The 19,426-nt window shown below is 73.8% G+C and carries 15 protein-coding genes; 10 read left to right on the top strand and 5 right to left on the bottom strand.

Going from position 1 to position 19,426, the window contains the following annotated elements; translation table 11 throughout:
- The first annotated feature begins 60 nt into the window (after positions 1 to 60).
- A complete protein-coding gene (locus ABT112_RS12985) occupies positions 61 to 876 on the top strand; it encodes a hypothetical protein (RefSeq protein ID WP_351508726.1) in 816 nt (271 codons plus the stop codon).
- A 76-nt stretch (positions 877 to 952) separates the two neighbouring features.
- Here the strand turns inward: ABT112_RS12985 and disA are convergent, their stop codons facing one another.
- On the bottom strand, positions 953 to 2,077 hold the full coding sequence (gene disA, locus ABT112_RS12980) for a DNA integrity scanning diadenylate cyclase DisA (protein ID WP_351508724.1): 1,125 nt from the start codon (positions 2,075 to 2,077) through the stop codon (positions 953 to 955).
- A gap of 81 nt (positions 2,078 to 2,158) precedes the next feature.
- The gene (gene radA, locus ABT112_RS12975) at positions 2,159 to 3,577 is read right to left on the bottom strand and encodes a DNA repair protein RadA (protein WP_351508722.1); all 1,419 of its coding nucleotides are present in this window, start codon (positions 3,575 to 3,577) and stop codon (positions 2,159 to 2,161) included.
- A gap of 328 nt (positions 3,578 to 3,905) precedes the next feature.
- Between radA and ABT112_RS12970 the strand changes: the two genes are divergently transcribed.
- Entirely contained in the window at positions 3,906 to 6,353 is a 2,448-nt protein-coding gene (locus tag ABT112_RS12970) for a sigma-70 family RNA polymerase sigma factor (RefSeq protein WP_351508719.1), read from the top strand.
- 271 nt (positions 6,354 to 6,624) lie between these two features.
- Here the strand turns inward: ABT112_RS12970 and ABT112_RS12965 are convergent, their stop codons facing one another.
- Positions 6,625 to 7,431, bottom strand: coding sequence for a DUF3109 family protein (locus ABT112_RS12965; RefSeq protein WP_502975325.1), 807 nt, complete (start codon positions 7,429 to 7,431; stop codon positions 6,625 to 6,627).
- A gap of 65 nt (positions 7,432 to 7,496) precedes the next feature.
- On the opposite strand from ABT112_RS12965, the gene ABT112_RS12960 reads away from it, so the two are divergent.
- From ABT112_RS12960 to ABT112_RS12940, 5 genes are all read left to right on the top strand, one after another.
- Positions 7,497 to 8,429: a Ppx/GppA family phosphatase gene (locus tag ABT112_RS12960; protein ID WP_351508718.1), complete on the top strand. Its 933-nt coding sequence runs from the start codon at positions 7,497 to 7,499 to the stop codon at positions 8,427 to 8,429.
- Positions 8,430 to 8,497: 68 nt separating this feature from the next.
- A complete protein-coding gene (locus tag ABT112_RS12955; RefSeq protein WP_351508716.1) occupies positions 8,498 to 9,322 on the top strand; it encodes a sugar phosphate isomerase/epimerase family protein in 825 nt (274 codons plus the stop codon).
- A 51-nt stretch (positions 9,323 to 9,373) separates the two neighbouring features.
- Complete coding sequence (locus tag ABT112_RS12950) at positions 9,374 to 10,057, top strand: TetR/AcrR family transcriptional regulator (protein ID WP_351508714.1); 684 nt, start codon at positions 9,374 to 9,376, stop codon at positions 10,055 to 10,057.
- Between the two features lie 292 nt (positions 10,058 to 10,349).
- Positions 10,350 to 12,197 carry a dihydroxy-acid dehydratase gene (ilvD, locus tag ABT112_RS12945; protein ID WP_351508711.1) on the top strand — a complete coding sequence of 616 codons (1,848 nt, stop codon included), beginning with the start codon at positions 10,350 to 10,352 and terminating at the stop codon, positions 12,195 to 12,197.
- 136 nt (positions 12,198 to 12,333) lie between these two features.
- Entirely contained in the window at positions 12,334 to 12,843 is a 510-nt protein-coding gene (locus tag ABT112_RS12940) for a hypothetical protein (protein ID WP_351508709.1), read from the top strand.
- A 121-nt stretch (positions 12,844 to 12,964) separates the two neighbouring features.
- Here ABT112_RS12940 and ABT112_RS12935 read toward each other — a convergent pair whose 3' ends face one another.
- Positions 12,965 to 14,407: a M1 family metallopeptidase gene (locus tag ABT112_RS12935; protein WP_351508707.1), complete on the bottom strand. Its 1,443-nt coding sequence runs from the start codon at positions 14,405 to 14,407 to the stop codon at positions 12,965 to 12,967.
- A 459-nt stretch (positions 14,408 to 14,866) separates the two neighbouring features.
- On the opposite strand from ABT112_RS12935, the gene ABT112_RS12930 reads away from it, so the two are divergent.
- The 3 genes from ABT112_RS12930 (at position 14,867) to proC (ending at position 17,549) form a co-directional block, all read left to right on the top strand.
- A complete protein-coding gene (locus tag ABT112_RS12930; protein ID WP_351508705.1) occupies positions 14,867 to 15,763 on the top strand; it encodes an ABC transporter ATP-binding protein in 897 nt (298 codons plus the stop codon).
- Positions 15,760 to 16,497 carry an ABC transporter permease gene (locus ABT112_RS12925; protein ID WP_351508703.1) on the top strand — a complete coding sequence of 246 codons (738 nt, stop codon included), beginning with the start codon at positions 15,760 to 15,762 and terminating at the stop codon, positions 16,495 to 16,497. Before ABT112_RS12930 ends, ABT112_RS12925 begins: the two co-directional genes overlap by 4 nt.
- A 242-nt stretch (positions 16,498 to 16,739) precedes the next feature.
- Positions 16,740 to 17,549, top strand: coding sequence for a pyrroline-5-carboxylate reductase (proC, locus tag ABT112_RS12920; protein ID WP_351508701.1), 810 nt, complete (start codon positions 16,740 to 16,742; stop codon positions 17,547 to 17,549).
- Positions 17,550 to 17,793: 244 nt separating this feature from the next.
- On the opposite strand, the gene trpS is transcribed toward proC, so the two are convergent.
- Positions 17,794 to 18,798 (bottom strand): tryptophan--tRNA ligase, encoded by a 1,005-nt coding sequence (gene trpS / locus ABT112_RS12915; RefSeq protein WP_351508699.1) that lies wholly within the window; start codon positions 18,796 to 18,798, stop codon positions 17,794 to 17,796.
- Between the last annotated feature and the right edge of the window lie 628 nt (positions 18,799 to 19,426).

Here is a 19,426-nt window from a genome sequence, read left to right as displayed (position 1 = left end):
ACGACGGAATGGCGGCGGGTACTGGCCGGTCAACGGGGCGATCTCTCGTACAGTTTGCGCGTGGGATCTCTGCGCAATCCGGTCGGGCCGCTTCCCTCCTCCATCTACTGGCGACGGAGGGCAGTTGCGGCGTGCGTGGTCGCGCTGCTCGGCCTTCTGGTGCTGTGGGCCGTCGGCTCCGGCGGCTCGGGAGGCCAGGACGACCGGGGGCAGGGCCGCGACGGCGGCGGTCCCGCGTCGTCCATCGGTCCCGGCCCCTCCTCGTCCGGTCCGGCCGTCACCGAACGGCCGGGCGGCCGCGACGAGTCGACGGGCGGCGGCAGCGGCGGCTCCGCGGGCACCAGCGGCGGGCCGGGCGGCGGAGCCGGCGGTTCCGCGACGGCGGGCCCCGGCGACGACGGCCAGGGGCAGGGCGGCGCGGCGACGGGTGCGGGCGGAAGCGGCGCAGCCGGCGTCCCGGCCGGTACGGGCCTCCCCGACTGCACGCGCGACGCGGTGAAGTTGAGCGTGCGCAGCGTCAGGAACTCCTACGCCCCGGACGAGAAGCCCGAGTTCGAGATCGTCGCGAAGAACTCCTCCGAACAGTCCTGCAAGGTGACGTTCGGTGAGAAGGACGCGGTCATGACCATCACCTACGCGGACGACGACGATCCGCTCTGGGCCTCGGACGACTGCGCGAAGAAGAGCCGCCGGATGCAGCTGGCGGTCCCGGCCGAGGGGGAGGCCACGCGCGACGTCGAGTGGGACCGCCGGCCCAGTGAGCCCAAGTGCGCCACGCCGTCGGCGGGTTCGGCGAAGCCGGGCACCTACCTGGTGGAGGTGAAGGGCGCCGGGCTGCCGGCCGCCCAGGTCTCCTTCTCCCTCGCCAAGGACTGACCGCAGCTCCCGCGCCGCGGCCCCGCCGTCCCAGGGACGACGGGGGCCGGTGGACGGGCCGGCCGGTGGACAGGCGCTAGACGTACCGCTCGAGGATCGAGGACTCGGCCAGCCGGGACAGGCCCTCGCGGACGGAGCGGGCCCGGGCCTCGCCCACGCCCTCCACCGTCTGCAGGTCGTCGACGCTGGCCGCCAACAGCTTCTGCAGGCCGCCGAAGTACTCGACCAGCCGCTCGATGACGGTGTTCGGCAGCCGGGGCACCTTGGCCAGCAGCCGGTAGCCCCGCGGGGAGACCGCGGAGTCCAGGGCCTCCGGGGAACCGCTGTACCCCAGCGCCCGCGCCACCGTGGGCAGCTCCAGCAGCTCCGCGTGGCTGAGCGAGTCCAGCTCGGTCATCGCCTCGGGCACCGTGCGGGAGCGCCGGGCCGTCGGCTCGGGCACGTAGTCGCGGGCCACCAGCTCGCGCTCCGGCTCCACCCCCGCGATCAACTCGTCCAGCTGGAGGGAGAGGAGCCGGCCGTCGGTGCCCAGCTCCACGACGTACTCGGCGATCTCCGTGGCGATGCGCCGCACCATCTCCAGGCGCTGGGCCACCGCCGAGACGTCCCGGACCGTCACCAGGTCCTCGATCTCCAGCGCCGAGAGCGTGCCCGCCACCTCGTCGAGCCGGAGCTTGTAGCGCTCCAGGGTGGCCAGGGCCTGGTTGGCGCGGGAGAGGATCGCCGCGGAGTCCTCCAGGACGCGGCGCTGCCCGCCGACGTACAGCGCGATCAGCCGCATCGACTGGCTGACGGAGACCACCGGGAAGCCCGCCTGGATGGAGACGCGCTGCGCGGTGCGGTGCCGGGTGCCCGTCTCCTCGGTGGCGATCGAGGCGTCCGGGACCAGCTGAACACCCGCTCGGACGATCTTGGTGATGTCCTTGTCGAGGATCAGTGCGCCGTCCAGCTTGCACAGCTCGCGCAGCCGGGTCGCGCTGAATTCGACGTCGAGCACGAAGCCGCCGGTGCACATCGACTCGACCGACTTGTCCATGCCGAGGACGATGAGGCCGCCGGTGTTGCCCCGCAGGACGCGTTCGAGCCCGTCACGCAGCGCCGTGCCGGGCGCGACCGCGCTCAGCGAGGCTCGCATCAGGCCATCGGCGCCGGAGCTCCCGCCGGACTTCCCGGGAGCTGCCGTCCGGTCGCTGGCTGCCACTGCACTCCTCCGGTCGCAGGATTGGGGGGCCCGGGTGCGTACGTACGGGCGAGACCAGGGCAAAGTCTACCGGCGGCCGGACTACTTATGTGGTGCCTCCTCCTTCGGGGCTTCCCGGCGCGTGCGCCGGGGCAGAACGCGCAGCGCGTCACCCATGTCCGCCACCTCCGTCACCCGCATCCCGGCCGGGACCTTTCCCGGGTCGGCGGGGACCAGCGCGTGGGTGAAGCCGAGCCGGGCCGCCTCGGCCAGCCGCCGCTGCACCCCGGTGACCCGGCGTACCTCTCCCGCCAGGCCGACCTCGCCGATCGCGACGAGGTTCTTCGGCAGCGGTGTGTCGCTCGCGGCGCTGGCCAGGGCGAGCGCCACGGCGAGGTCGGCGGCCGGTTCGGAGAGCTTCACCCCGCCGACCGTGGCGCTGTAGATGTCCCGCTTGCCGAGCTGGGAGATCTTGCCCCGCTGCTCCAGGACGGCCAGCATCATCGAGACCCGGGAGGTCTCCAGACCCGAGGTGGTCCGGCGCGGCGAGGGGATCTGCGAGTCGACGGTGAGCGCCTGCACCTCGGCGACGAGCGGGCGGCGGCCCTCCAGGGTGACGGTGAGACAGGTCCCGGGCACCGGCTCGGCCCGGCGGGTCAAGAAGAGGCCCGACGGGTCGGCGAGGCCGGTGATGCCCTCGTCGTGCAGCTCGAAGCAGCCGACCTCGTCGGTCGCGCCGTAGCGGTTCTTCACGCCCCGGACCAGGCGCAGCCGGGCGTGCCGGTCGCCCTCGAAGTGCAGCACCACATCCACCAGATGCTCCAGCAGCCGCGGGCCGGCGATGGCGCCGTCCTTGGTCACATGGCCGACCAGGAGGGTGGACATGCCGCGCTCCTTGGAGGCGCGGATCAGCGCACCGGCGACCTCCCGGACCTGGGCCATGCCGCCGGGCGCCCCGTCGATCTCGGGGGAGGCGACGGTCTGCACCGAGTCCAGGACGAGCAGGGACGGCTTGACGGTGTCGAGATGGCCGAGGACGGCGGAGAGGTCGGTCTCGGCGGCGAGGTAGAGGTGGTCGTTGAGCGCCCCGATCCGGTCGGCGCGCAGCCGGACCTGGCTCGCCGACTCCTCACCGGTCACGTAGAGGGTGCGCCGCTCGTCGGAGGCGGCCTTCGCGGCGACGTCCAGGAGCAGCGTGGACTTGCCGACGCCCGGCTCTCCCGCGAGCAGCACGACGGCGCCGGGGACGAGCCCGCCGCCCAGCACCCGGTCCAGTTCGGCCACCCCGGTGCTGCGGGCGGTGGCCTGGCGGCCGTCGACCTGGCCGATCGGCAGCGCGGCCGAGGTGACGCGGCCGGGCGCGGTGGTGCGGACCGCGGGCGCGCCGCCGAACTCCTCGACCGTGCCCCACGCCTGGCACTCCGGGCAGCGGCCGAGCCATTTGGCGGTGGTCCAGCCGCATTCGGTGCAGCGGTAGGAGGGACGGTCCTTGGCGGACGAACGGGAGGTGCGGGCAGCCATGCGGTTCACCGTAGCGGTGGGGTACGACACGGGGGTGCGGGGCGGCGGAGTACGGCGCGCGGGGTGGCTCTGTGCCCGGGCGCAGGGAGCGGTGGCGTCCCGCGTGAGGCCGGCGGGGAGGCCGGAGCGGGGAGGCCGGAGCGGGGCGGGCGAACGGGCCGGGCCGGGCGGTCGCGTGCACGGAATCCTCCGTGCGCGATGGCTTATAGCAGAGTCGCGGCCGTGCAAGAGGAGTGCGTGTCCCCCTTTGAGTGACATGGTCACCCGATGGGGTTAAATCTGCCCAAGTGGTCCGAGCGGCCCGCCATCATCCGCCTACCGTCGCCGGATGATGAGCAGCAGGCGCGGAAGGCCCACGCACACCACCGGCGCACACCGGGCGCAACGCCGTGCGCAGAGCTCCGCGCAGGGCAGCTCGGGCGGCTCCTCGGGCGGCTCCACCGGCGGCGGCGCCTCGGGTGGTGGCACCCCGGGCGGCGGCGCCTCGGGTGGTGGCGCCTCGGGTGGTGGATCCACGGGCAGTTCGGGGTCCGTCTCCGCTCCGGAGGCGGAGCACCCCGCCCCGGGGGCCGCGCCCGAGCGGCACCCGCGGCGGCTCACCGCCCGCTACGAGCCCCATCTGGACGGCCTGTTCACCTACTGCCTGTCCGTGCTCTGCGAACACGAGGCGGCGACGACCGTACTCGGCGACGTCATGGCGCTCGCCCAGGTGCAGGACGGGCGCCGGCCGGCCGACGGCACGCAGTACCGGCCCTGGCTCTACGCCCTCGCCCGCTGGGCCTGTCTGCAACGCCTCGCCGAGCAGCGCCGGACGGGCGGCACACCGGCCCCGGCGCCCCTCCCGGAAGCCCCGCGGCCGGGCGCCCGGCCATCGGGCACCCCGCAATCGGGCCCCCGGCAGCCGGGCGGCGCGCGGCCGGGCGCTCCGCGGTCCGGTGGCTCAGGGCGGGGTGCCTCCGCCCCGCAGTCCGCTGCGAAGCCCGCTGCCCCGAAGCCCGCTGCCCCGAAGCCCTCTGCTCCCGCTGTCGCGAAGCCGCCCGCCGCGAACCCCTCGGCGCCGGGACCCTCCGCCCCAGGTCCCTCCGCACCGAAGGCATCCGGTTCGCGGCAGTCGGCCCCGAAAGCGTCGGCCTCGACAGCGCCGGCCTCGAAAGAGCAGGCCTCGAAAGAGCAGGCCCCGAAAGTGCCCGCCTCGAAAGGGGCCGCGCCGAAGTCCCCCGCACCGCCTGCGCGGAGGCCCGCGCCCTCCGGGCCCGGGGCCCAGGCGCCGCCCGGCACTCCTGAACTATCCGGCACCCCTGATCCATCCGGTTCGCCCGAGCCATCCGGTTCGCCCGAGCCGTCCGGTGCTCCCGAGCCGTCCGGTGGTCCCGAACCACTCGGTGCTCCCGAGCCGTCCGGTGCCGTCGAGCCGTCCGAGGCCGCCGTCTCCCGGCACCGCCGGGAACTCGCCGCTCTCGCCTGGCCGGAGGCCGCGGGCACCACGCCCGAGCAGCGGGAGGCGCTCGAACTCGCGGTCCGGCACCAGCTGCCGCCGGACGAGGTCGCCGCCGTCCTCGGGCTGGAGCCCGACGCCGCCCGCGCGCTGCTGTCGAGCGCCGCCTGCGAAGTGGAGCGGACCCGTGCCGCGCTCGTCGTCGTGGAGCGCGGAAGCTGTCCCGTCGTGGCCCGCCTCACCGGGGACAGCCAGGTGCTGCTCGGGGCCGCGCTCCGCCGGGAGCTCGTACGGCACGTCGACGACTGCCCCGACTGCCGGCGCACCGCCGAGCGCGCGACCGCGCGCGGCCCCTGGCCCGGCAGCACCGCCGAGCCCGGAACCCTGCCGGTGCTCGAGGCGCCGCGGGCCGCCGCCTACGCCGCGATGGCGCGCACCCGTCGCGGCGGCCGGGCCATCGGGCGGACCGGGCCGCGCTACCACCGCAGCGGGTTCCCGATGGACCCCAAGGACCGGGTCGCCCGGCGGCGCCGGATGCGCAGCCGGGCCGTGACGACGGCCGTGGTCGCGACCGTGGTCGCCGCGCCGGTGCTCGCGCTGTGGGCGGCCTACCAGCAGGCGCCGGTCACCGGCGAGGGCCGGGAGACGGGCTCGGTGACCGCGGCCGACGCGGGCCCCGGCGGGCTCTCCGGCCACCCGTACGAGGAGGCGGGCAACGCCGAGGCGGGGCCGGAGTCCGGGTTCCGTACGGGCGGCCGGTCCCCGGACGTGTCGGTGGAGGTGGTGGACAAGAACGGCGAACGGCACTCCGCCGGGCACCGCCGCCGGGGCACGCCGACGGCCCGTTCCTCCTGGTCGTCCCTGCCGTCCGGGACCACCCGGACGGGCAGCGGGGCCCTGGCGCCCCCGGGCGGGCCGGCGGCGAAGGGGCCGGGCCGGCTGACGGTCGCCGCGCAGCCGAGCGGCGGTACGACGCTGATCACGCTGACCGCGTCGGGCGGCTCGCCGGTGCGCTGGTCCGCCTCGACGGACGCCCTCTGGCTGCGCCTGAGCCTGACGGCGGGCCTGCTGCACCCCGGGGAGTCGGTGACGATCACCGCGGTGGTGGACCACGACCGGGAGCCGGCCGGGCCGTGGACCGCGCGGGTGTCGGTGGCTCCCGCCGGAGCGGTGGTGGCCATCGAGGGCCGCGGGGCGACTCCCGGGCCGACGAGCACCCCGACGCCGTCCGAGCCGTCCCCGACACCGACCCCACCGGGGCCGTCGGCGCCCGAGGAGCCGTCGGGGAGTAGCGGCACCCCGTCACCGAGCGGCAGCGCCACCGCGGTCCCGTCGGAGTGACGGTCGTCCGGACCGCTGCGGACCCCCGCCGTCGCGTCGCCGGGGCGGGCGCGGACTCCGGTCGTCACGTCGTCCGGACCGGCGCGGACTCCGGTCGTCACGTCGTCCGGACCGGCGCGGACTCCCGTCGTCACATCTCCGGGACCCGAGTGCGGCTCCCCACCGTCTGCCCCGGCCAGGACCCGTTACCGTCACTCCGCCCGAGCCGCCCGAGCCGCCCGAGCCGCCCGAGCCGCCCGAGCCGCCCGGCCCGACCGGGAGCCGTACGGTGTCAGGCCGGGTCCGCCGGGTGCGGGGCCATCGGGAGCTGGGCGGCGAGCCGCTGCTCGCAGAGCTCGACCAGCCGGTCGTAGGCGCCCTCGCCCATCAGCTCGGTGAGTTCCGGCCGGTAGGAGACGTACACCGGGTCGCCCGCGCCGTGCGCCGAGGTGGCCGACGTGCACCACCAGTGCAGATCGTGGCCACCGCTGCCCCAGCCGCGCCGGTCGTACTCGCCGATCGAGATCACCAGCACCTGGGTGTCGTCGGGCCGGTCGACCCACTCGTACGTCCGCCGGACCGGCAGCTGCCAGCAGACGTCCGGCTTGGTCTCCAGCGGTTCGCGGCCCTCGCGCAGCGCCAGGATGTGCAGCGAGCAGCCCGCGCCGCCCGGGAAACCCGGCCGGTTCTGGAAGATGCAGGAGCCCTTCCAGCGGCGGGTCTGGCGCTCCCCGTCCTCGTCCTCCTCGACCCAGCCGGAGGCCGTGCCGATGTCATGGAACTGCCAGATGTCCGGCGTCAGGCGGGCCGCGTGCCCGGCCACCCGCTGCTCGTCCTCCTCGTCGGAGAAGTGCGCGCCCAGCGTGCAGCAGCCGTCGGACGCCCGCCCCGCCTGGATGCCCTGGCAGCCCTGGCCGAAGATGCAGTTCCAGCGGGAGGTCAGCCAGGTCAGATCGCAGCGGAAGAGCTGCTCGTCGTCGTCCGGGTCCGGGAACTCGACCCAGGCGCGCGTGAAGTCCAGCCCCACCTCGTCGTCCGGAGGGGTGGAGCCGGTGGCATCGGCCATTTCGTCCGGCTTGGCCTTTTTCGTCTTACCCACGTCACCAGCGTAAGCGTGCGGAGGCGCGTTCATGACCCGTCACGCGCCGCAGTAGCGTGCACCGTATGAGACTCGGTGTCCTCGACGTGGGTTCGAATACGGTTCATCTGCTCGTGGTGGACGCGCACCCGGGCGCCCGCCCGCTCCCCGCCCACTCCCACAAGGCGGAGCTGCGGCTCGCCGAACTCCTCGACGAGGACGGCGCGATCGGCGAGCAGGGCGTCGACCGGCTGATCGCCACGATCTCCGACGCGCTCCAGGCGGCCGAGGACAAGGGCGTCGAAGCGGTGCTGCCGTTCGCCACCTCCGCCGTCCGTGAGGCGACCAACGCCGAGGCCGTCATCGCCCGGGTCACCGAGGAGACCGGGGTCGACCTGGCCGTGCTGACAGGGGACGAGGAGGCCCGGCTCACCTTCCTGGCCGCGCGGCGCTGGTTCGGCTGGTCGGCCGGGCGGCTGCTGGTCCTGGACATCGGCGGCGGCTCGCTGGAGATCGCCTACGGGCTGGACGAGGAGCCGGACCGCGAGGTGTCGCTGCCACTGGGCGCCGGCCGGCTCACCGGCTCCTGGCTGCCGGGCGACCCGCCGGAGCCGGCCGACGTCAAGGCGCTCCGGCGGCACATCCGGGCCGAGATCGCCAGGATCGTGCACGAGTTCACCCGGTTCGGCCCGCCGGACCACGTCGTCGCCACCTCCAAGACCTTCAAGCAGCTGGCGCGGATCGCCGGCGCGGCCCGCTCCGCCGAGGGGCTCTACGTCGAGCGGGTGCTGCCCCGGAAGGCGCTGGAGGAGTGGGTTCCGCGGCTCTCGGCCATGACCGTGGAGGAGCGCTCCGAGCTGCCCGGGGTGTCCGAGGGCCGGGCCTCCCAGCTGCTCGCCGGAGCGCTCGTGGCGGAGGCCGCGATGGACCTGTTCGGCGTGGAGGAGCTGGAGATCTGCCCCTGGGCGCTGCGCGAGGGAGTCATCCTCCGGCGGCTGGACCACCTGCCCCCGGGGTGACCCGGGTCTCCCCGCCGATCGCGGGGTGGCCCGGTAATCCGTCCCGCACACGCCGTACGCTGTCTCCCGTGGCTCAACCAGCGGTGCGCATCCCGGAAGCGAAGGTCGCCCTGTCGACCGCGTCCGTGTACCCGGAGTCCACGGCGACCGCTTTCGAGATCGCCGGGCGCCTGGGCTACGACGGTGTCGAGATCATGGTCTGGACCGATCCGGTCAGTCAGGACATCGGCGCGCTGCGCCGGCTCTCCGACTACCACGGGGTGCCGATTCTGGCCGTCCACGCGCCGTGTCTGCTGATCACCCAGCGGGTGTGGTCCACCGACCCGTGGGTGAAGCTCCAGCGGGCCAGGTCGGCCGCGGAGCAGCTGGGCGCGTCCACGGTCGTGGTGCACCCGCCGTTCCGGTGGCAGCGCAACTACGCCCGGGACTTCGTGAACGGAATCTGGCGGATGGCGGACGAGACGGACGTCCGGTTCGCGGTCGAGAACATGTATCCCTGGCGCTACCGGGACCGCGAAATGCTCGCCTACGCCCCGGACTGGGACGTCACCAAGGACGACTACCGGCACTTCACGGTCGACCTGTCGCACACGGCGACGGCACGCAACGACGCGCTGGACATGGTCGACCGGATGGGCGACCGGCTCGCCCACATCCATCTCGCGGACGGCAACGGCTCCAACAAGGACGAGCACCTGGTGCCGGGGCGCGGCAGCCAGCCCTGTGCCGCGCTGCTGGAACGATTGGCCGGGAGCGGATTCACCGGCCATGTCGTCGTCGAGGTCAACACCCGGCGGGCGATGTCGGCCGCCGAGCGGGAGGCGGACCTGGCGGAGGCGCTGGCCTTCACCCGGCTGCACCTGGCCTCGTCGGCGCGGGCCGGCCGGAAGTGAACGGCAGGACGTGAACGGCGGCACGGGGGCACGGACCGGCGGGGGAGTGCGGTGACCGGCGACGGGAAGGGCGCGGGGAACGGGAACGGCGCCGGGCCGGGCGGTCCGCCGGCCGAGGGCGCGGCGGACGCGCCGAAGCCCCGCAGGCGCGGCAGGCCGAGCCGGACGGACACCGGCGACGGCCCCGGAACCAGGGACCGGATCCTGACCGCGGCCCGGACCGAGTTCGCGGCGAGCGGGTACGACAAGACCTCCGTCCGGAGCATCGCCAAGGCCGCCGGGGTCGACTCGGCCCTCGTCCACCACTACTTCGGCACCAAGCAGCAGATCTTCGCCGCCGCCATCGAGCTGTCCTTCGAGCCCGCGCTGAGCGTGCCCGACGTGCTGGCCGAGGGGACCGAGGACATCGGCGAGCGGCTCGCCCGCTACTTCTTCGGGATCTGGGAGAACCCGGCGACCCGGGCCCCGCTGCTGGCGGTCATCCGCTCCGCGCTCACCCACGACGCGGCGGCGAGCGTGCTGCGCGGGTTCGTGCTGCGCCGGCTGCTGGGGCGGGTCGCGGGGGAGCTCGCCGTTCCGGACCCGGAGTTCCGCGCCGAGCTGGCGGCGTCGCAGATGGTCGGGATCGCGATCCTGCGGTACGTGCTCCGGGTCGAACCGCTCGCCTCCGCGGACATCGAGGAGATCATCGCCAAGGTCGCCCCGACGCTCCAGCGCTACCTCACCGAGGACTGACCCGCCGGGCGGCGGACCGGCCGGGGCGGCGGACCCCGGTCCCGGGCGCACGGCCCTCGGGCGCGCGCCGGATGCCGTAGCGGTTGGCGTGCCGTCCGTGGCCGTCGGGCGCCGGATCCCGTGGCCGGAAGTCCCCGGGAGGGTGAGACAGGCGTCCCGCATTGCGGACAAGCTGTCCGGATCCTGGCCCCGGGGCGTAGGCTCGTAGGGTCCCGGCGGCGTAGCCGGGCGGCCGGACGCCGTAGCGCGTGAGCGCCGCAGACCGGAGAACCCCCAGAGGGAGTGACCACCCGTGCCAGAGCTGAGGTCCCGCACCGTCACCCACGGACGCAACATGGCGGGCGCCCGTGCCCTTCTTCGCGCCGCCGGCGTAGCGCGCGAGGACTTCGGCAAGCCCATCATCGCGGTGGCCAACAGCTTCACCGAGTTCGTGCCGGGCCACACCCACCTCCAGCCGGTCGGCCGGATCGTCTCCGAGGCGATCCAGGAGGCCGGCGGGGTGCCGCGGGAGTTCAACACCATCGCGGTGGACGACGGCATCGCCATGGGCCACGCCGGGATGCTCTACTCCCTGCCCTCCCGGGACCTGATCGCGGACTCCGTCGAGTACATGACGGAGGCGCACTGCGCCGACGCGCTGATCTGCATCTCCAACTGCGACAAGATCACTCCGGGCATGCTGATGGCCGCCATGCGCCTCAACATCCCGACGGTCTTCGTCTCCGGCGGCCCGATGGAGTCCGGCACGGCGACGCTGGTCGACGGCACCGTGCGCAAGCTGGACCTGATCTCCGCCATCGCCGACTCGGCGAACGACGCGGTCTCGGACGAGGACATGGCCCTCATCGAGGAGAACGCCTGCCCCACCTGCGGTTCGTGCTCCGGCATGTTCACCGCGAACTCGATGAACTGCCTCACCGAGGCGATCGGCCTGTCGCTCCCCGGCAACGGCTCCGTGCTGGCCACCCACACCGCCCGCAAGGCGCTGTACCAGGCCGCGGGCCGCACGGTCGTCGACATCACCCGGCGCTACTACGAGCAGGACGACGAGACGGTGCTGCCGCGCACCGTCGGCTCCCGCGCCGCGTTCGAGAACGCCATGGCGCTGGACATCGCCATGGGCGGCTCCACCAACACGATCCTCCACCTGCTCGCGGCCGCCCAGGAAGCCGGGCTGGACTTCACCATGCCCGACATCGACGGCCTGTCGCGCCGCATGCCGTGCCTGTCCAAGGTGGCGCCGAACGGCGCCTACTACATGGAGGACGTCCACCGGGCCGGCGGCATCCCCGCGATCCTCGGCGAGCTCTACCGGGCGGGCCTGCTCAACGACGCCGTGCACACCGTGCACAGCAGCTCCCTCGACGCCTGGCTGAAGACCTGGGACATCCGCGGCGGTTCGCCGTCCGCCGAGGCCGTCGAGATGTTCCACGCGGCGCCCGGATGCGTCCGTTCCGCCACCGCCTTCTCGCAGTCCGAGCGGTGGGACACGCTGGATACCGACGCCGCCAATGGCTGCATCCGCGACATCGAGCACGCCTACTCCACCGAGGGCGGCCTCGCCATCCTGCACGGCAACCTCGCCGAGGACGGCTGCGTCGTGAAGACCGCCGGCGTCGACGAGTCCATCTGGACCTTCGAGGGCCCGGCCGTGGTGTGCGAGTCCCAGGACGAGGCCGTCGACGCGATCCTGAACAAGCGGGTGAAGGAGGGCGACGTCGTCGTCATCCGCTACGAGGGACCGCAGGGCGGGCCGGGCATGCAGGAGATGCTCTACCCCACCTCCTTCCTCAAGGGCCGCGGCCTGGGCAAGAAGTGCGCACTCATCACCGACGGCCGGTTCTCCGGCGGCACATCCGGCCTGTCGATCGGCCACGCCTCCCCCGAGGCGGCGTCCGGCGGCACGATCGCGCTCGTCGAGGACGGCGACCTGATCCGGATCGACATCCCGGGCCGCGCCATCGAGCTCGAGGTCTCCGAGGAGGAGCTGGCCGCCCGCCGCGCCGCCCTGCTGGAGAAGGTCGGCGGCTACCGCCCGGTCAACCGTGAGCGCAAGGTCTCCCAGGCCCTGCGCGCCTACGCGGCGATGGCGACCAGCGCGGACAAGGGCGCGGTGCGGGACGTGAGCAAGCTCGGCTGACGGGCGGGTCGCCCGGGGCTCCCGGGCACCGGGCCCGTAGCGCCGGGCTCCGGGGGCCGTACCGCCGGGCTTCGGGGCCCGTAGCGCCGGGCCCCGTACCGCCGGGCTCCGGCCGGGCCGGGCCATAATCGACGGCATGAGTGAGACGCAGCAGCCCGCCGTTCCCCGGCCCGAGCCGATCCGGTTCTTCGGCACGACCTGGGTGCACCACGACGGGGCCTACGGGCTGCGGCGCGTCGGCGTCGCCGTCGGCGCGCTGGTGGCGGCCGCGGCCGGTGCCTTCGTGCTGCGCCTCGGCTACGAGGGGCTGAGCATCGCCGCGGTCGGCGGCTTCGTCAGCATGCTGGTGGTCGTGATGTTCGCGGCGTGCAACGCGCTCGCCTTCCGCCGTGCCTGGGAGGGCTTCACCCGCCGCCCGGACCCGGCCACCGACGCCTCCGTGGAACGCTCCCTGCAGAGCGTCCGCATGATCGGCTTCATCGGCGTGCTGCTCGCCTGGTTCTGCCGCGCCTTCGTCGAGGCCCCGGGGGAGAAGCTGCACCGCGCCGAGTACGAGCGGGAGTGCGAGCTGTACGAGCGCCGACGCGCGTCCCGGGCGGGAAACCCGGCCGCCCGCGGCTCGGCGAAGCGGCGCAAGCGCGGCTGACCTGGCGGGCGGCCCGGGAGCGCCGTTCCGCCCGCGGGCCGGCGCCTGCGCGCGCCCGGTCCCTCAGGGCGGGGTCCCTCAGGACTCCCCGAGGACGGCCCCAGGCGAGGAGGGCTTTCCCTCAGGGTGACGAGGCCCGCGCCGGCCGACCCTCCCCGTACAGCCAGGCCGCGAACAGCCCGCCCAGATCCCTGCCCGCCTCCTTCTCGCAGTACGCGATGAAGTCGCGGGAGTCGGCGTTCCGGTGCCGGTACGTCGTCGCCCAGCCCTTCAGGATGCGGAAGAACGTCCGGTCGCCGACCGTCCTCCGCAGCTCGTGGAGCACCATCGCGCCGCGCTCGTAGACCGGGTCGTCCGAGATGTTCTCCGCGGTGCCCGGATCGCCGGGAGGGAACTCCCACACCGGGTCGTCCTCCCCCTTGGCGTACGTCCTGTCGAAGGTCCGCTGCGCAGAGTCCCCGCCGTGCTGCTCGGTCCACAGCCACTCCGCGTAGGTGGCGAAGCCCTCGTTGAGCCACATGTCGCGCCAGGTCTTCGGGGTCACCGAATTGCCGAACCACTGGTGCGCCAGCTCGTGGAGGACCGTCAGGCGGTCCGGGGCGTCCGGATAGACGGGCTTGGTCTGGACCTCCAGCGCGTAGTCCACGTCCCCTGGCTCGTGGTCCACGATCGCGCCCGCGGAGGAGAAGGGGTACGGGCCGAACAGCCCGCTCTCCCACTCCAGCATCTCCGCCATCCCGCTCAGCGGCCCGGCGCTCCGCTTCGCCACCCGCGGGTCCACGGCGACCAGCAGCGGCAGCCCGCTCCTCGTCGTCGACCGGGTGACCTCGAACTTTCCGATGGTTGCGGTGGCGAGGTAGCCGGCCATCGGCTCGCCGCTGTGCCAGCGGAACGTGGTGCGGCCGGCGCGGGTCCGGCTGTCCCGGAGCTCTCCGTTGGCCAGGGCGGTCCAGCCCTCGGGGACGGTGATCGCGAAGTCGTAGGCGGCCTTGTCGCTGGGGTGGTTGTTGCCCGGGAACCAGGTCATGGAGCCGGTGGGCTCGCCCACCACCAGGGCCCCGTCGTCGGTCGGCACCCAGCCCTCGGTCGAGCCGTCGGGGTCGACGAGCGCCCGCGGCGTGCCGTCGTAGTCGACCGTCGTGCGGAAGACCGCGCCCTTGCGCACCGGGCTCTGCGGCCGGACGACCAGCTTGTCCGTGGTGCGCCGCGCCGTGGCCCGCCGGCCGTCGACGGTCACCTCGCGGACGGTCAGTCCGGCCAGGTCCAGGCTGAAGCTGCGCAGCTCGGCCGTGGCCGTGGCGGTGATGCCGGCCGTCCCGTCGAGCCTGCGGCGCTCCACGTCGTAGTCCAGCCGGAGCGCGTAGTGCCCGACGTCGTAACCGCGGTTCCCCAGCCGGGGGAAGATCGGATCCCCGACGCCGTCCGCGCCGGTGGCGGTGGTCCGCCCCGATCCGGAGGCGCATGCGGACAGTGCCAGGCAGGAGAGCAGCGCCAGGAGCGCGCCGAGCGGGGCCGCGCCCCGGCGGGCGGCGGCCGGCGAACGGGCCGGCGAGGGACCTTCCACGGATCACCGTCTCTCGTCACCGGATCTCTCGATCCCCGGGGACGCGGATGCGCGGGATGCGCCGGTGCCGACCCTACGGCCCCGGTGCCGGGCAGCACGGGAAGGCGCGATCCGAACGGCACGGGAAGACGGAACGGCACCGGACGGGTGACGGCCGTCGCCCCGGGTGGACCGGGTCTGACTGAGCCCTGCCGTTCCGTGCCCTGCCGTTTCCGCACCGCACCGCACCGTGCCGTGCCGTGCCGCACGGCGCCGTTCCGTGCCGTGCCGCACGGCACCGTTCCGCGCCGTGCCGTTCCGCGCCGCACCCCACCGCTTGCGGCGGGACGTGCGGGCCGGTCACACCGGGACCAGCGGGCCGGCCGAGGCCGACAGCCCCACGAAGCAGCTCCGGAGCAAACGGTTCCGCGCCGTCCCGGCCCCTTGACGCGCGCCACCCCCGGCAGCATTATTCATCGCATGATGAATAAATCCGGGGAGCCCGCCATCCGGGCCCGCGGCCTCAGCGTCGTCCGCGGCGGCCGCACCGTCCTCGACACCCTCGACTTCGACATCCCCCGCGGCGGGGTCACCGGCCTGCTCGGCCCCAGCGGCTGCGGAAAGTCGACCCTGATGCGCGCCGTCGCCGGCACCCAGGCCAAGGTCACCGGCGTCCTCGACGTCCTCGGCCACCCGGCCGGCGCCGCCCCGCTGCGCTCCCGCGTCGGCTACGTCACGCAGGCCCCGTCCGTCTACGCCGACCTCACCGCCCGTCAGAACCTCGACTACTACGCGGCCGTTCTCGACCCCCGCCAGGGCCGTACCGAGCGGCGCGCCGAGGTCGACCGGGCGCTCGCCGAGGTCGATCTCGGCGACCACGCCGACGCACTGGCCGGCACCCTCTCCGGCGGACAGCGCTCCCGCGTCTCCCTCGCCGTGGCGCTGCTCGGCCGTCCCGAACTCCTGGTGCTCGACGAGCCGACCGTCGGCCTGGACCCCGTCCTCCGCCGCGACCTCTGGAACCTCTTCCACCGGCTCGCCGAGGAGCGCGGCACGAGCCTGTTGATCTCCTCCCACGTCATGGACGAGGCCGAGCGCTGCGGCCGGCTCCTGCTGATGCGGGCCGGCCGGATCCTCGCCGACGACACCCCGGAGGCGCTGCGCGCCCGGACGGGCACCGCGACCGTCGAGGACGCCTTCCTGCGCCTGGTCGACGCCGCGCGGCAGCGCGACGAGTCTGCGGCCACGGACACCGGCCCGGCCCTCGCCGCCACGGCAGCCGCCGGCAGCGCTTCGTCCGCCGGCCCCACGACCACCGGAGCCGGCCCCACGACCACCGGAGCCGGCCCCACGACCACCGGAAGGGAACAGCGGTGAACCTCGCCCGCACACTCGCCACCGCCCGCCGCGTCCTGCGGCAACTCGGCCACGACCGGCGCACCATCGCCCTGCTGCTGCTCGTCCCCTGCCTGCTGCTGGGGCTCCTGCGCTACGTGTTCGACGCCGACCCGCGGTCCTTCGACGGCATCGGCGCCTCGCTGCTCGGGATCTTCCCGCTGGTGACGATGTTCCTGGTCACCTCGATCGCCACCCTGCGCGAACGCACCTCCGGCACCCTGGAGCGCCTGCTCTCCATGCCGCTGGGCAAGGGCGATCTCATCGTCGGCTACGCGCTCGCCTTCGGACTGCTGGCCGTGGTGCAGGCGTCCCTCGCCACGGCCCTCGCCGTCTGGGCCCTCGACCTCGACATCGCGGGCTCGCCCTGGCTCCTGCTCCTCGTCGCCCTGCTGGACGCCCTGCTCGGCACCGCACTGGGGCTGTTCGTCAGCGCCTTCGCGGCCAGTGAGTTCCAGGCGGTGCAGTTCATGCCCGCGGTGATCTTCCCGCAGCTCCTGCTGTGCGGACTCTTCGCACCCCGGGACACCATGCAGCCGGCGCTGGAGGCGGTCTCCGACGTGCTGCCCATGTCCTACGCCGTGGACGGGATGAACGAGGTGCTCCGCCACTCCTCGGTGACCGGTGACTTCGTCCGCGATGCGGCGGTCGTGGCCGGCAGCGCTCTGCTGGTGCTCGCCCTGGGCGCGGCCACGCTCCGCCGGCGCACGGTCTGATCCTCCCGTCGCCCCGATCCGTCTGCCCCACCCGATCCGTCTGCTCCGCCCCATGCGGACGGCCCCGGCTCAGCAGCCCCACCGGCCGTGCCCGCCCACAGCCCACCCCGCCCTTCCCACAAGCTGGTACGACCCGGCACCGGCCCACGACCGGTGCCAGGATGGAGCCCGCACCACCCGCGCGTCCGCACCGTGCCCGAGGGCGCGCGGCAACCCGTATCCCCGATGAGGTGAACGCCCCCATGACGCAGAAGGTCGCCGTCCTCGGCACCGGAAAGATCGGCGAGGCCCTGCTCAGCGGAATGATCCGCGGCGGCTGGTCCCCCTCCGACCTGCTGGTGACCGCACGCCGTCCGGAACGCGCCGAAGAGCTCCGCAGCCGCTACGGCGTGGAGTCCGTCTCGAACCCCGAGGCGGCGAAGCAGGCCGACACCCTCATCCTCACCGTGAAGCCCCAGGACATGGGGGTGCTGCTCGCCGAGCTCGTGCCGCACGTCCCGTCCGACCGGCTGGTCATCAGCGGCGCCGCGGGCATCCCCACCGGCTTCTTCGAGGAGCGGCTCGCCCCCGGCACACCCGTGGTCCGCGTCATGACCAACACCCCCGCCCTGGTCGACGAGGCCATGTCCGTCATCTCGGCGGGCAGCCACGCCACCGCCGAACACCTCGCCCACGCCGAGGAGATCTTCGGCGGCGTCGGCAAGACCCTGCGCGTCCCCGAGGCCCAGCAGGACGCGGCCACCGCCCTCTCCGGATCGGGGCCCGCGTACTTCTACTTCCTGGTCGAGGCCATGACGGACGCGGGCATCCTGCTCGGCCTGCCCCGAGACAAGGCCCACGACCTGATCGTCCAGGCGGCGATCGGCGCCGCCGTGATGCTCCGGGACAGCGGGGAGCACCCGGTCAAGCTGCGCGAGGCGGTGACCTCGCCGGCGGGCACCACCATCAACGCCATCCGCGAGCTCGAACGGCACGGCGTCCGCGCCGCGCTGCTCTCCGCCCTGGAGGCGGCCCGCGACCGGAGCCGCGAACTCGCCTCCGGCAACGGCTGAACCAGCCGCCGGCCCCCACCACTGCCCCGTACCCGACCGGCCGGGTACGGGGCAGTGGCCATGGAGCGGACGGGCACGGGCGGCAGCGGCAGGGCAACAACGGTGCCCCCGGCCGGACACACAGCCCCCGACCGGAGGCACCGGGCCGGCGACTGCCCGTGGCGGCCCCGGAACGCGTGCCCGTACGGCAGGGCGCCCGCCTCCCCCGGTCACCGAGCCCGGGTGCCCGCGGGAAGGGGGATCCTCAGGCCGCGGGCAGCAGCCCCATCGCCCGGTAGGCCGCGTCCACGATCGTGCGGGACCGGCCCCGCGCCCGCTCGGCTCCGTCCTTCAGCACCCCGTCCACGTACCCGGGGTCGGCGCTGAGCTCCGCGTGCCGTTCCTGCATGGGACGCAGCACCTCCACCACAGCCTCCGCGACGGCCTCCTTCAACGTGCCGTACGAGGCGAACTCCCCGGCCAGCTCCTCCGGCCGGCCGCCCGTGCAGGCGGCCAGCACCTCCAGCAGATTGGCCAGGCCGGGGCGGGTCTCCCGGTCGTACACGACCTCGCTGCCGGAGTCCGTCACCGCGCGCATCACCTTCCGGCGCACCGTGTCGGGCTCGTCGAGCAGATACACGATGCCCGCCGCCTCGGCGTGCGACTTGCCCATCTTGGTGGTGGGGTCGCGCAGATCCATGACCCGGGCGGCGACCGCCGGGCGGGTGGCCCGGGGCACGGTGAACACCCGCCCGTACCGGTCGTTGAACCGCCGGGCCAGCACCCGCGTCAGCTCGACGTGCTGCACCTGGTCGTCCCCCACCGGGACCTCCTCGGCCCCATGGGCCAGGATGTCCGCCGCCATCAGCGCGGGGTAGGTCAGCAGCGACAGCCTGACCCCGCTCTCCCCGGCCCGCTCGCGGGCGGCCTTCTCCTTGTACTGGATCATCCGTCGCAGCTCCCCCTCGGTGGCGGTGCACTCCAGGAGATAGGCGAGCCGGGTGTGTTCGTCGACATGGCTCTGGACGAACAGGGTGCACAGCTCGGGATCCAGCCCCGAGGCGAGGAAGAGCGTCGCGGCCTGCCGGCTCAGCCGCCGGACCCGGGCCGGGTCGTGGTGCACGGTCAGCGCGTGCAGGTCGACCACACAGAAGAGGGCGTCGGTCCGGTGCTGGTCCACCTCGACCCAACGCCGGATGGCCCCCAGATAGTTGCCCAGTGTCAGATGCCCGGTGGGCTTGACCCCGCTGAAGACCCGTGTGCGTGTCATCTCTGTCGTCTCCCGTTGTCCTGGGACCGCCGCCCGCCGGGGCCGGTGCGTGACGCAGAGTGCGGAAAACGCGAACGGCCGCCGGGAGCGGCGGCCGTGTGTCGGTGCATGCGCAGGTCGGCCGCCGTCAGGCGGCCCACCACTGTTGGGTGTGCGCACGCGTCATGCGCCCGACTGTACGGCGGTCAACGGGGCTCTGCCACAGGTTTGTGAGGCCCAGGGGTGTCGTGTAGTGTTCCTCGGGTTGCCACGGAGCCGTAACGGTTTCGGAGTAGCCACTCGAGCCGCACCGGCGGCAAACCACTCAGCACGATCTCCCAGCGGGGACGATTTCGGCATGCCGGAATCAGATCCGAATGGCTCGATTATGAGCCGCCCGGGAAATCCGCTAAAGTAGTGGACACGCCGGAAGGCGCGAAAAACCCCGCTCCAACAGGGGGCCGGAATCGAATTCGGACCGGAAACGGAACGAAAAAGAGTCTGGTAAGGTTGGAGACAACGAAGGGAAGCGCCCGGAGGGCCCGAAAGGGAACAAAGGAAGCGTCCGTTCCTTGAGAACTCAACAGCGTGCCAAAAGTCAACGCCAGATATGTTGATAACCCCGTCTCCGGGCCATCACGGTCCGAGG

Source organism: Streptomyces sp. NPDC002055 (genome assembly GCF_040296705.1).
In the GTDB taxonomy this organism is placed as follows: Bacteria; Actinomycetota; Actinomycetes; order Streptomycetales; family Streptomycetaceae; genus Streptomyces.
The sequence above is the reverse complement of the archived record's forward strand: the minus strand, read 5'-3'. Positions and strand labels throughout refer to the sequence as shown.